Annotated in this window: 13 protein-coding genes and 3 tRNA genes; 9 read left to right on the forward strand and 7 right to left on the reverse strand. The window is 69.3% G+C overall.

Going from position 1 to position 11835, the window contains the following annotated elements:
* Positions 1-76: 76 nt before the first annotated feature.
* Positions 77-430 (reverse strand): metallopeptidase family protein, encoded by a 354-nt coding sequence (locus IMT31_RS09210; protein WP_345358117.1) that lies wholly within the window; start codon positions 428-430, stop codon positions 77-79.
* 224 nt (positions 431-654) lie between these two features.
* Here IMT31_RS09210 and IMT31_RS09215 point away from each other — a divergent pair.
* The 4 genes from IMT31_RS09215 (at position 655) to IMT31_RS09230 (ending at position 2161) form a co-directional block, all read left to right on the forward strand.
* Positions 655-727, forward strand: a tRNA-Glu gene (locus IMT31_RS09215).
* A 91-nt stretch (positions 728-818) separates the two neighbouring features.
* Positions 819-892: transfer RNA gene (locus IMT31_RS09220), tRNA-Asp, on the forward strand.
* A 70-nt stretch (positions 893-962) separates the two neighbouring features.
* Positions 963-1035 (forward strand) — tRNA-Phe (locus tag IMT31_RS09225).
* A 145-nt stretch (positions 1036-1180) separates the two neighbouring features.
* The gene (locus IMT31_RS09230) at positions 1181-2161 is read left to right on the forward strand and encodes an LLM class flavin-dependent oxidoreductase (RefSeq protein ID WP_413542530.1); all 981 of its coding nucleotides are present in this window, start codon (positions 1181-1183) and stop codon (positions 2159-2161) included.
* Positions 2162-2189: 28 nt separating this feature from the next.
* Here IMT31_RS09230 and IMT31_RS09235 read toward each other — a convergent pair whose 3' ends face one another.
* From IMT31_RS09235 to IMT31_RS09245, 3 genes are all read right to left on the reverse strand, one after another.
* On the reverse strand, positions 2190-4034 hold the full coding sequence (locus IMT31_RS09235; protein ID WP_413542531.1) for a glycoside hydrolase family 13 protein: 1845 nt from the start codon (positions 4032-4034) through the stop codon (positions 2190-2192).
* Positions 4035-4165: 131 nt separating this feature from the next.
* Complete coding sequence (locus tag IMT31_RS09240) at positions 4166-5059, reverse strand: hypothetical protein (RefSeq protein WP_413542532.1); 894 nt, start codon at positions 5057-5059, stop codon at positions 4166-4168.
* Positions 5060-5070: 11 nt separating this feature from the next.
* Entirely contained in the window at positions 5071-5889 is an 819-nt protein-coding gene (locus tag IMT31_RS09245) for an exodeoxyribonuclease III (RefSeq protein WP_345357802.1), read from the reverse strand.
* Positions 5890-6005: 116 nt separating this feature from the next.
* Here IMT31_RS09245 and IMT31_RS09250 point away from each other — a divergent pair, with 116 nt between their 5' ends.
* Genes IMT31_RS09250 through IMT31_RS09260 form a run of 3 tightly spaced genes read left to right on the forward strand, consistent with a single transcriptional unit; the run spans position 6006 to position 8283 of the window.
* Positions 6006-6407: a GntR family transcriptional regulator gene (locus IMT31_RS09250; protein WP_413544397.1), complete on the forward strand. Its 402-nt coding sequence runs from the start codon at positions 6006-6008 to the stop codon at positions 6405-6407.
* Between the two features lie 8 nt (positions 6408-6415).
* A complete protein-coding gene (locus IMT31_RS09255) occupies positions 6416-7498 on the forward strand; it encodes an ATP-binding cassette domain-containing protein (RefSeq protein ID WP_413542533.1) in 1083 nt (360 codons plus the stop codon).
* Entirely contained in the window at positions 7495-8283 is a 789-nt protein-coding gene (locus tag IMT31_RS09260) for a hypothetical protein (RefSeq protein WP_345357808.1), read from the forward strand. Before IMT31_RS09255 ends, IMT31_RS09260 begins: the two co-directional genes overlap by 4 nt.
* 25 nt (positions 8284-8308) lie before the next feature.
* On the opposite strand, the gene nadE is transcribed toward IMT31_RS09260, so the two are convergent.
* Both nadE and IMT31_RS09270 read right to left on the reverse strand, forming a co-directional pair.
* Positions 8309-9130 (reverse strand): ammonia-dependent NAD(+) synthetase, encoded by an 822-nt coding sequence (gene nadE, locus IMT31_RS09265; protein WP_413542534.1) that lies wholly within the window; start codon positions 9128-9130, stop codon positions 8309-8311.
* A gap of 83 nt (positions 9131-9213) precedes the next feature.
* Positions 9214-9678, reverse strand: coding sequence for a MarR family winged helix-turn-helix transcriptional regulator (locus IMT31_RS09270; RefSeq protein WP_413542535.1), 465 nt, complete (start codon positions 9676-9678; stop codon positions 9214-9216).
* A 60-nt stretch (positions 9679-9738) separates the two neighbouring features.
* Here IMT31_RS09270 and pyrE point away from each other — a divergent pair, with 60 nt between their 5' ends.
* Positions 9739-10302 carry an orotate phosphoribosyltransferase gene (gene pyrE / locus IMT31_RS09275; protein WP_345357818.1) on the forward strand — a complete coding sequence of 188 codons (564 nt, stop codon included), beginning with the start codon at positions 9739-9741 and terminating at the stop codon, positions 10300-10302.
* A 99-nt stretch (positions 10303-10401) separates the two neighbouring features.
* On the opposite strand, the gene IMT31_RS09280 is transcribed toward pyrE, so the two are convergent.
* The gene (locus IMT31_RS09280) at positions 10402-11445 is read right to left on the reverse strand and encodes a magnesium and cobalt transport protein CorA (protein WP_413542536.1); all 1044 of its coding nucleotides are present in this window, start codon (positions 11443-11445) and stop codon (positions 10402-10404) included.
* Between the two features lie 41 nt (positions 11446-11486).
* On the opposite strand from IMT31_RS09280, the gene IMT31_RS09285 reads away from it, so the two are divergent.
* Positions 11487-11816 carry a hypothetical protein gene (locus tag IMT31_RS09285; RefSeq protein ID WP_345357824.1) on the forward strand — a complete coding sequence of 110 codons (330 nt, stop codon included), beginning with the start codon at positions 11487-11489 and terminating at the stop codon, positions 11814-11816.
* Positions 11817-11835 lie beyond the last annotated feature (19 nt).

Below are 11835 nucleotides of genomic sequence, written 5' to 3' on the forward strand. Positions count from 1 at the left end.
TGTCACGCTATTCACTCTGTACTCCGCGGTGCCGGCGGGTGCGGGGTGGCTTCACGCGGCCGCAGTGGGGCGCAGGTCAGCCCCAGCCCAGGCCGTGCAGGGTCTCGTCATCGATCCCGAAGAAGTGCGCGACCTCGTGCACCACCGTCACGGTGATCTCGTCCACGAGTTCCTCGCGGTCGGCGCACATCCGCAACAGCGGCCCGCGGAAGATCACGATCCGGTCCGGCAACTGGAAGGGCATCTCGGCCCGCTCGGTCAGGGGGATGCCGTCATAGAGCCCGAGCAGCTCCGTACCCGGATCCTCCCAGGGCTCGGGCTCGTACTCCTCCTCCACGAAGACGGCCACGTTGGACAATCGTTGCGCCAGGGCCTCGGGAATGGCCTCCAGGGCATCGGCCACGGCCTGATCGAACTCCGTCTCGGACATCGCGACGCCGGCCGGTTCGGTTCCGTCCGCCGGTTCGCCCGGGTGCGCGCCGGGCTGCTCATCTGGTGGGGGATCGCTGTCATGGTTCACCCCTCCATCCTCCCTGCCATCCCGCCTGTCGCTCGACGGCCCGGGCGGTTTGACCCGATCTGGTGAGGTTTGCGGTCTGGGCCCCGCACCGCCTACACTTCTACAGGTCCACTTCGGGAACCCGAAGTGTTCTGGCCCCCATCGTCTAGAGGCCTAGGACACCGCCCTTTCACGGCGGCGACACGGGTTCGAATCCCGTTGGGGGTACGCAGGAACGAACACACTTGGCCCTCCGGCCGCCTGGGCAGTGATGGTCAGAACTCCGGAAATGGTCTGGTAGAGTTGGTTCTCGCACACTGGCCCTGTAGCGCAGTTGGTTAGCGCGCCGCCCTGTCACGGCGGAGGTCGCGGGTTCAAGTCCCGTCAGGGTCGCTAGGATGTTCCGATCGCCGGATTTTCCGGCCGGAGGATCTTGGTGATCACCGGTCCGCCGGAGATGCCAGGCTCTGTAGCTCAGTTGGTAGAGCGTTCGACTGAAAATCGAAAGGTCACCGGATCGACGCCGGTCGGAGCCACTGAAACCCCGCGTAGCTTCTACATCGCGGGGTTTCTTCACGTCCGGACCCAGGAGCGGGCCCCGCAGGGAATAGACGCCGGTCAGGGTGAGGTTGCATTGCAGAGATGCACCCCTCCTCCCGATCGCAAAGGACACAACGCGCCGTGGCAGTCCCCCTGAGTATTCTCGACCTGGTCTCCATCCCCGAGGGCTCCACCGCCCGGGACGGGATCGCCGCCTCGATGTCCGCCGCCCGGCTGGCCGATGATGCCGGCTATGCGCGGCTCTGGTACGCGGAGCACCACAACACCGTGAACCTGGCCGCCAGCGCCACCTCCCTGTTGATCTCCCAGGCGGCCTCTGTCACCGAGCGGATCCGGGTGGGGTCCGGCGGTGTCATGCTCCCCAACCACGCTCCCCTCATGGTCGCCGAACAGTACGGCACCCTGGCCAACCTCCATGGGGACCGGATCGACCTCGGGCTGGGTCGGGCTCCGGGCACCGACATGATGACGGCGCAGGCCCTGAGCCGCTCCTCCGCCGAGCCGCAGGCCTTCGCGCAGAGCATCTATGACCTGCAGGGCTGGTTCGGCACCGAGGGCCAGGCCCACAGCACCCCCATCTCCTCCGCCGTGTCCGCGGGCACCGAGGTGCCCCTGTGGGTGCTCGGTTCCACGGTCAACGGTGCCTCGATCGCCGGCCAGCTCGGCCTGCCGTTCTCCCTGGCCTCTCACTTCGCGCCGGATCAGCTCGACGAGGCGATCGCCGTCTATCGGGACAGCTTCAGCACCGAGGCGCCGACGGCCCAGATCGAGGCCCCGTACGTCATGGCCGGCATCAACGTGATGGTGGCTGACACGGATGCCGAGGCCGAACGGGAGTTCACCACCGTCGGCCAGATGTTCGCGGACCTCCACAGCGGCCAGCGCCGCAAGCTCCAGCCGCCGGTGGATCCGGCCACGGCACCGGGGGTGGACAACCCGATGCTGCGGATCAAGGCGGTGGGCTCACCGACCACTGCGGTGCAGCAGCTGGAGGAATTCGCCGAACGCACCGGTGCCGACGAACTGATCACCGTCACCTACGCCTTCGACCCCGCCGTCCGCGAACGCTCCCTGCAACTGCTGGCCGAGCACTGGTTCTGAGCGGTCGCCCGATCCTCGAGGCCTGGACTCAGCGCTTGAGGAACCATGCCGCCGAGTCCGGCATCAGTTGCCCGTCCTGCAGGGCCTCGTGGTGGCTGAAGATCGCTGCAGCGTCATCCTCCGGCACGTCCACAGCGGTCTCGCCCAGGTTGGCGAGCACCAGGACGACCTGCTCGGGCACCCGCTCCCCGGAATCCAGATCGTGTCCGTGCTGCCCGCCGCCTGTGGTCACGGTGAACGCCAGCACGCCGAGCTCAGGGCTGTGCAGGCCGGACCAGGCGAAGGCGCCGGTGCCCAGGTCCAGTTCTCCGCGAACGCCCAGCAACTCCCGGTACAGCTCGAAGGTCGAACCCTCCACATCGACCTGTCGGTCCGCCGCGTAGGCCCCAAAGGACTCGGGCTGGGGCAACCAGGGCGCCGTGGCGGTGCCCGCTGCCGGGCCGGCGTCGTACCCCTCATCCGTGCCCAGGGTGAAGCCGAACCCGGGGGCCTCGGCATGCCAGGGCATCGGGACGCGGCAGCCGTCCCTTCCCTTCTCGGCGCCCGCGGTACGCACGAAGGTGGGGTCCTGACGAAGGGCGTCGTCCAGCGTGGTGTGTTCGGGCAGGCCGAGCTCGTCGCCCTGATAGAGATAGGCGGAACCGGGCAGCCCCAGCTCGATCATCGCCGCGGCGCGGGCGCGCCTCCAGCCCAGGGCCTCGTCCGGCTGTTCATCCTCGGCGCCGAGCCCGTTGGGATAGCGCGTGGGGTCGGAGAGGCCGAAGCGGGACGCATGGCGGACCGTGTCATGGTTGGACAGCACCCAGGTGTTCGGCGCCCCGACCTTCCCCGCCTCCTCAAGGGAGACCGTGATGGCGTCGGAGAGGCGCACTGCGTCCCAGCCGGCCAACAGGAACGTGAAGTTGAAGGCCTGGTGCATCTCACCGGGGCGGACATAGCGGAACAACCGCTCCAGCGGGGAGACCCAGGCCTCGGCCACCATCACCGGCTCGTGGCTGTACTCCGCGAGGACCTGATTCCAGTCGCGGTAGACCGCGTGGACCCCCTCCTGGTCGTGGTACGGAACCGGGTGGGCGTGGTCCCCTGGGTTCTCCTCGGCGTGACCGGAGACGTCCTCGCCGGAGTCCGTGATCATGCCGGGGCGTATGCCGTGGTCCGGCAGTCCCTCGGCCTTGACGAGTCCGTGGGCCACGTCCACGCGGAAGCCGTCCACGCCGCGGTCCAGCCAGAATCGCAGGATGTCCTCGAACTCGTCCCGGACCCCGGGGTTGTCCCAGTTCAGGTCCGGTTGGGAGGAGTCGAACAGGTGGAGGTACCAGTCCCCGGGTGTGCCGTGCGGGTCCACGGTCCGGGTCCAGGCCGGTCCGCCGAAGGTGGACTGCCAGTTGTTCGGTGGCTGAGCACCGCCCGGTCCCTGCCCGGGCCGGAACATGTAGCGGTCCCGGGCTGCCCGGCCCGCCTCCGTGGCAGGGTCCGCGGCCAGAGCCTCGGTGAACCAGGGGTGGGCAGAAGAGGTGTGGTTGGGGACCAGGTCCACGATCACCCGCAAGCCGGCCCCGTGGGCAGCCTCCAGCAGCGCCTCGGCGTCCTCCAGGGTACCGAAGAGGGGATCGACGTCCCGGTAGTCGGCCACGTCATAGCCGCCGTCCCGCTGCGGGGAGACGTAGAACGGGGAGAGCCAGATGGCGTCCACCCCCAGCTGCTCCAGGTAGGGCAGCTGCTGCATCACCCCGGCAAGGTCCCCCATGCCGTCCCCGTCCGCGTCCGCGAAGGAGCGGGGATAGACCTGATAGATCACGGCGTCCACCCACCACGGGTTCTCCGGGCGGTTGCGGGCTTCGGACGGTGGGGTGCTCAGCGGTCCCGTGGTCATGGGGCCAGCCTAGTGTCCGGTGGGGGACACGCCAGAGGTCATGCTCGGTTTCCTCGGCGCCATGCGGCCTGCCTCTGACGCCCCCTCTCCACTTTCGAGCACGCGGGGCCCTCGGAATCCGTGCCCCCGGGTCAGCTCGCTCGTCCCAGCTGCCGTACGGGCAGCCAGCGGCGCACCATCCGATGGTTGGCCACCACGGCGGCCTCGGCATCGCCCTCCTCGAGGGCCTCGATCGCGGTCCGGACGTCGAAGGGCGAGTCGTCCGGCCAGACCAGCCGCGCCAGGCCGCCGTAGTCCAACTCCACCATGGAGTCCGGGTGGAAGGACTCGAGCCAGGAGACCAGCTGCGTCAGGTCCTGCAACAGGTCCATGTCAGGGGCATGCAGGGACAGCACGACGGCGGCGTGCCGGCCCCGCTCCAGGGGCAGTCCCAGCGGCACGGTGATGCGTACGGCGTCCGGTGCGGCCGGGTCCCCGAGTACGCTCACCCGGTCCTGTTCCTGGACCAGCGCGAACCACCCGGCGGGGACCCCCCACACCGCGGTGCGCGTGTGCACCTGGTGCAGCTCCTCGGTGTCCGTGAACTCCAGCCGCTCGGCCAGTCGTTCGGTGTTGGCCCGGCGGGCCGCCTCCGGGACCAGTTGATCGAAGATCTGGGGCCGCAGGGACTCGGTGAGCTGTTCGGCGGCGAGCTCACAGCGCAGGGCCATCTCGTCGGGGCAGAAATACTCGGAGACGGGGGCTTCCGAGGCGTCAGCGGGCCCACCGTCTCCGGTGACCTCGCCGCCCCCGGCGCCCGGGCCGCCGTCGCTCCCCGGGGCCGGAACCCGAAGCACCCGGACCAGGTCGTGTCCGTGCGGGAAGGGGTCAGTGACGTCCCGGAGCAGGCGGCGTTGCGCGCGCTGGGCGGCCTCGGCCTCAGTCTCGGCCCGCGACCGGCCGCGTGCCCGCTGGTACTGGGACTGGACCGAATCGGGAAAGGCCGCGAGAGGCTGGTAGACGCGCAGCTCGGACTGGTACTTCATGCGCGGCCGACTCAGGCCCCGAGGTCCACGACCACGGGCGCGTGGTCCGAGGCGCCCTTGCCCTTGCGCTCCTCACGGTCGATCCAGGCGTCCGTGACGGAGCCGGCGAGGGCGGGGGAGGCCAGCACGAAGTCGATGCGCATGCCCTGCTTCTTGGGAAAGCGCAGCTGGGTGTAGTCCCAGTAGGTGTAGGTCCCGGGGCCGGGGTGGCGGGGGCGGACCACGTCCTGGAAGCCGGCCTCCTCGAAGGCGTGGAAGGCGGCTCGCTCCTCGGGGGAGACGTGCGTGAGGCCCTCCTCGAGGAAGTACTCGATGTCCCAGACGTCCTCGTCCTGCGGGGCGATGTTCCAGTCCCCGGTCAAGGCCAGGCGCAGTGACGGGTCCGCCGCCAGGTCCGCGGCGGCCTGCTCCTTCAGCACGTGCAGCCACTGCAGCTTGTAGGGCATGTGCTCATCCTGCAGGCCGCGGCCGTTGGGCACATAGAGGGACCACAGGCGCACGGCGTCCTCGCCCGAACCCACGGTGGCCGCGATGGCGCGGGCCTCCTGGACCGGGTCCACTCCGGCCTTGCCGAAGGCCGGCTGACCGGCGAAGGTGCGCTCCACGTCCTTCAAGCCCACGCGGGACGCGATGGCCACGCCGTTCCACTGGGAGAAGCCGAAGTGGGCGACCTCGTAGTCCATGCGCTCGAAGAGCTCCCAGGGGAAGTTCTCGTCCTTGCACTTGGTCTCCTGGATGGCCAGGACATCGACATCGGTGCGTTCGAGCCAGGACTCGACGCGGTCGGCACGGGCGCGGAGGGAGTTCACATTCCAGGTGGCGATCTTCACCCGGCCAGCCTAACGAACCTCCGGGCAGGGGTTTACAGGTTCCGGAAGGGTGGCTAGGTTAGTTACATAAGTAATGAACCAAGGTACTAACTGACCTCGAAGGAGTGCGCATGGAGATGGATGACTCGCAGCCGATCTTCCGCCAGTTGGCGCTCCGGATCGAGCAGGGGATCGTGGACGGGACCTACCCGGAGGAGACCCAGGTCCCCTCCACCACGGAGTTCTCTGCCTTCCTGCGCATCAATCCGGCCACGGCGAACAAGGGCATCAACCTGCTCGTGGATGCGGGCATCCTCTACAAGAAGCGGGGGATCGGCATGTTCGTGGCACACGGGGCCCGGCAGCAGCTGCTCAGCTCGCGCCGCGAGGCCTTCACCCAGCAGTACGTCCGTCCACTCCTCGCCGAGGCGGCCCGCCTGGAGATCACCCCGGAGGACCTGTCCGGGATGATCCGCCGCACCGCCGCCGAGGACGCACCCGCCGCAGACCTCACCGCCACCGCACGACCCACTCTCTAGGGGGAACCATGCACGCCAGATCCGCCCCGACCGCCGTGTCCGACCCGGACGCCCCGGCCCCGTCCCCGGTGCCGACCGCCGCCGACGGCCACACCGCAACCGCCGCCGCGCTCAGCGATGCCGCCCGTCCGATGCCCTCCGGGCAGCCTCTGGACCCGGGGGCCGCCGTGAGCGTGCGAGGACTGCGCAAGTCCTTCGGCCGCAAGGACATCCTGCACGGTCTGGACTTCGACATCCCCACGGACTCGATCGTGGGCCTGCTGGGCCGCAACGGCGCCGGCAAGACCACCGCCCTGTCCATCCTCTCCGGCCAGGATCCCGCCACGGCCGGTGCGGTCTCCGTGCTGGGGCGGCACCCCTTCGAGGACCCCACCACGGCCGCCCGGCTCTGCTTCGCCCGGGAGAACCAGAAGTACCCCGAGTCCTTCAAGGCCGCTCACGTGCTGAAGTCCGCCCCCTGGTTCTTCGAGCACTGGGACCAGGGCTTCGCCGAGCGGCTGGTGCGGATGTTCCGGCTGCCGGTGGAGACCAAGATCCAGAAGCTCTCCCGCGGGCAGCTCTCCGCCGTGGCGATCGTGGTCGGCCTGGCGGCGCGTGCCCCGCTGACCTTCTTCGACGAGCCCTACCTCGGCCTGGACGCCACGGCACGCCAGCTGTTCTACGACGTGATGCTGCAGGACTACCTGGAGCATCCGCGCACCATCGTGATGTCCACCCACCTGATCGATGAGGCGGCGGACCTGTTGGAGAAGGTGTTGGTGATCGACGACGGCCGCATCCTCATGGACGCGGACGCCGACTCGGCGCGCAGCGCCGCATTCTCCCTCTCCGGCCCGGCGGCCGCCGTCGGGCAGGTCTCGGCCGGCTGGACGGCCATGAACGAACGCAGGATCGGTGGGCTGGCCTCCGTCACCCTCGCCGGACAGCCCGACGCGGCACTGACCGCCGCCGCGGCCGCACACCACCTGGAGATCGGCCCGGTGGGGTTGCAGGACCTGGTGGCGGCGATCGGCTCCCGATCCACCGACACGCTGGGAGCCTCCGCCCCCGCCACCGATACCGCCGTTGACACGTCAGAGGAGCAACGATGAGCACTGCAGTCCTGACCTCCGCCGGGGACCGCCCGGCACCCTCCGTCCCCGGCACAGGCAGGATGAACCCGATCCTGCGGGTCGCCCGGCTGCACTTCGCAGACCGCATGCAGATGATCTGGGTGCCGGTCATCATGCTCGCCTCCGTGGCCGCCCTCTGCGTGATCATCATGGTGGTGCTGCAGGCCTTCACCCCGGGGACCCCGGAGCAGATCTCCGAGGGCTTCCGCTACAACCAGGCCGCCCTGTGGTCCTGGCCCGGCTTCATCGTCACGATCGGTGTGTACGCCTACGCGCGGACCATGCCCTTCGCGATCGGCATGATGGGCTCCACCCGGCGCCACTACTGGGCCGGGACCGCGCTGTGGATCCTGGTGCAGTCCGCCTACCTCGCCGCGCTCGTGGGATTCTTCCTGGTGCTGGAACAGGCCACCGGCCACTGGTTCACGGGGGCGCGGATGTTCGACGTCTATGCGCTCGGGGACGGCCACCTGGGCCTCACGCTGCTGCTGAGCTTCGCCATTGCGGCGGCCTGCCTCTCCACCGGAGCCGGACTGGCCGCGGTCTACCTCCGCTGGGGGCAGTACGGGGTCATGGCCGGGATCGCCGCGATCCTGGTGATCATCCTCGGGGCACTGGCCCTGGTGCTGGCCTCCGAGCTGGACGTGGCGACCTTCTTCACCACGAACCTGATCGAGAAGGCCTCGGCCCTGCTGCTGGTCATCGCCGCCCTCGCCACCGGGGTCTCCTGGGCCGTCATGCGGCGGGTACCCGTGGGCCGTTAGGCCCTGGCCACCGGCACCGAGCGGGTCAGCGCCACCAACCGTCGAGGATCGTGGCCGGCGTCGTGCGCTTGTGCCGGGACCGCAGGAACAGGCCCTCCAGCTTCTGGGCGGCCTGTTCCGGCACGTCCCGGCCCTCGAGGTAGTCGTCGATCACGTCATAGTCCAGGCCCAGCTCGGCCTCGTCGGTCTGGCCCGGCCGCTCGTCCAACAGGTCCGCCGTGGGTGCCTTGGCCCAGAGCTGTTCCGACGCTCCGAGGTGCTTCAGCAGGGCGCGGTTCTGGCGCTTGTTCAATCCGTACAGCGGCAGCACGTCCGCCCCGCCGTCACCGAACTTCGTGAAGAACCCCGTGACGGATTCGGCGCCGTGGTCCGTGCCGATCACCAACAGGCCGCGGTCCCCGGCCAGCGCGTACTGGGCCGTCATCCGGATGCGGGCCTTGGTGTTGCCCTTCGTGTAGTCGGTGAGGGGCTCACCCTGCGCTGCGAGGACATCCCGGGCCAGTGCGTCCACGGCGCCCCCGACTCCGAGGGTGAGCTCCTCGTCAGCAGCCACGAACCTCAGGGCCGCCTGGGCGTCCTCCTCGTCCTGCTGGACGTTGTACGGGAGCCGGACGGCCACGAACTCCGTGTCCACACCGTCCGCCCGCAGGCCCTCCACGGCCAGCTGCGCCAGGCGCCCGGCCAAGGTGGAGTCCAGGCCACCGGAGATCCCGAGGACGAAACCTCGGGCGCCGGCGGACCGGAGATAGTCCTGCAGGAAGGTCACCCGCTCAGTGATCTCGGTGGCCGGATCGATCTCGGGCCTGACGCCCATCTCGGCGATGATCGCCCGTTGCAACTCACGCATGCATCCAGAGTAGGCGCACCCGCGCGGGCCGGTGTTTCGCCGAGGTTAAACCCCGAGGCCGAACCCGGCGGTCCGTTGCCGCCTCAGCCGCGCTGGTAGCCGAGGTTCCCCGCTATGGTCTGCAGGGACTCGACCACCACCCGGTACTGCTCCTCGCTGATCCCCTGGGTGATCTCCGCCCGGAGCTCCTCCACCACCGCGGCCACGCGCTCGCCGGCGGTCCGCCCCGTGCTGGTGAGCGTGTACAGCTCACCCTCCGCCACGAGCCAGCCGGACTCCACGAGTTCGTCGAGATGCTCCTCCACCGTCCGGGGGCCCTCCTCTGAGCCGGCCGCCGCGGGGGTGAGGGAGCCGCCGAGCTCCTCGGTGGTCTGTGGGCGCTCCGTCAGGGCGTTCATCAGCTGCCACTGGGCACGCGTCAGGCCGTGTTCGGCCAGGGACTCGTTGACCCGGCCGGTCAAGAGGGAGTCCACAAGGGTGATCCAGTAGCTGAGCATCTGTTCGTTGGAACGGCCGGAGGGGGCATCCTGATCAGTGGCGTCACTCATGCCACCACCCTAGGAGCGCACCGGCAGAGAATCCAGAGTCCAGGAATCTAGGATGGTGCCATGACTTCACAGACCCAGGACCGTGCCCGCCTGTTGGAACTGATCAAGGAACTGGCCGTGGTTCGGGGACGGGTGACGCTGTCCTCCGGGCAGGAGGCCGACTACTACATCGACCTGCGCCGCATCACCCTGCACCACGAGGCCGCCCCACTGATGGGACGCGTCATGCTGGCCCTGCTGGACGAGGCCGGGATCGCGGCCGAGTCCGTGGGTGGACTGACGATGGGTGCGGACCCCGTGGGCACCGCCATGCTCCATGAGGCGGGCCGTCAGGGGCGCGCCCTGGATGCCTTCGTGGTGCGCAAGGCGCAGAAGTCCTACGGCATGGGCCGCCAGGTGGAGGGCCCATCGGTCCAGGATCGCCCCGTGGTGGTCCTCGAGGACACCTCCACCACGGGCGGTTCCGCGCTGACCGCCGTGGAGGGCGTGCGGGCGGCCGGCGGAGACGTGCGGGCCGTGGCCGTGATCGTGGACCGGGACACCGGAGCGGCCGAACGGATCGAGCAGGAGGCCGGTGTGAAGTACCTCTACGCCTTCGGCAAGGACGAGCTTGGCCTCGACTGAACCCGGTGACGAGCACAACACGCGTCGACCGCACCGGCGAGTTTCGACGTCAGGCGCGCTCGTGACCCGGGATGTCGGGTCGTGGCGGAAGTCGACGGGCTACAGCCAGTCGTTCTTGCGGAACAGCAGGAACAGCACCAGTGCCACCACCAGCATCAGCCCCAGGGCGAAGGGGTAGCCCCACACCCAGTGCAGCTCGGGCATGCGATCGAAGTTCATCCCGTAGATCGATCCGACCAGCTGTGGGGCGAAGATGATGGCCGCCCAGGAGGAGATGCGCTTGACCTGCTCGTTCTGGGCCACGGAGGTCTCGGCGAGCTTCTTCGAGGTGAGCGTGGAGTCCAGCTCCAGGGCGTGCTCCAGCATGGTGCGCATGGCCACCACGCGCTCATTCAGGTGCACGGTGTGATCGTGGACGTCCCGTAGCTTGCGGACCACCTCGATCTGATCGGGCTGCTCCGCGCGATCCAACTCCTCCTGCCGATCACCGGCCGCCTCGTTCCCGCCGAGCGCCTCGATCAGTGTCTCCAGCATGTGCGGCAGGGACCGGATGGCCCGCTGGAAGTTCACCACCTCGCGGGAGAGCTCATAGATGCGGCGGGAGACCTGGCCGTCCCCGGCGAAGATCTGGTCCTCGATCTCCGCGATGTCGTTGTCCAGGCCGTCCGCCACGGGGAAGTAGTCGTCCACCACGGAGTCGAGGATCCCGTGCACCACGGCGGAGGTGCCGGCGGCCAGTCGGGACGGGCGGTCATCCTCCAGATGGCGCCGGACGCGGGAGAGGTCCGGGACCTCGGAGTGGCGGACCGTGACCACGAAGTTGTGCCCCACGAACACATCGAGCTCCCCGAACTCCACGGTCTCGGTCTCATCCAGGTAGCGCGCGGGGATCAACACCAGGAACCGATCGTCGTCATAGTGCTCGAGCTTGGCCCGCTGGCCCCCGGCCAGGGCGTCCTCCACGGCGAGCTCGTGCAGGTTGAGCTCATTCGCCACGGCCTGCAGCTCCTCCTGGTCCGGACGGTACAGGCCCACCCAGGCCATCCCGCCGATCCGCTCGCATTCCGCGAAGGTCTCCTGCAGGGTGGTGGGAGCCAGGATCCGCCGGCCGTCCTTGTAGATGGCGTTGTCCACGATGGTCACGGGTCCATTGTGCGCCGACACCAACGGCTAGCGTGGAGCCCATGAGTGAAACCGGCGTGTTCAAGCCCGCAGAAACCGTTGTCACCGCCCCGCTGGCCGCCCTCGGCCTGGTGGGCGGATACCTCACCGCCCGGGAGAGCGGCATCCGCGCCCTGGGTGGCGTGGTGCTGGCCGCCGCCGGCGTGTATGCCGGCCGGACATGGGCCGCCAAGGGCGGAACGGCCACCACCGTGGCACTCTCTGCCCTCTACGTGGGCGGCTTCGGCGCCTCCCACCCGCTCGCGAAGAGGATCGGTGCCTGGCCCGCGGTCCTCTCCGTGGCAGGGGCCTCGGCGCTCGCCTCCTGGGCGCTCGTCGACCGCCAGCGGTGAGGCCCGACGCCGGCCCGGT

It is taken from the genome of Citricoccus nitrophenolicus, assembly GCF_047305825.1.
Lineage (GTDB): Bacteria > Actinomycetota > Actinomycetes > Actinomycetales > Micrococcaceae > Citricoccus > Citricoccus nitrophenolicus.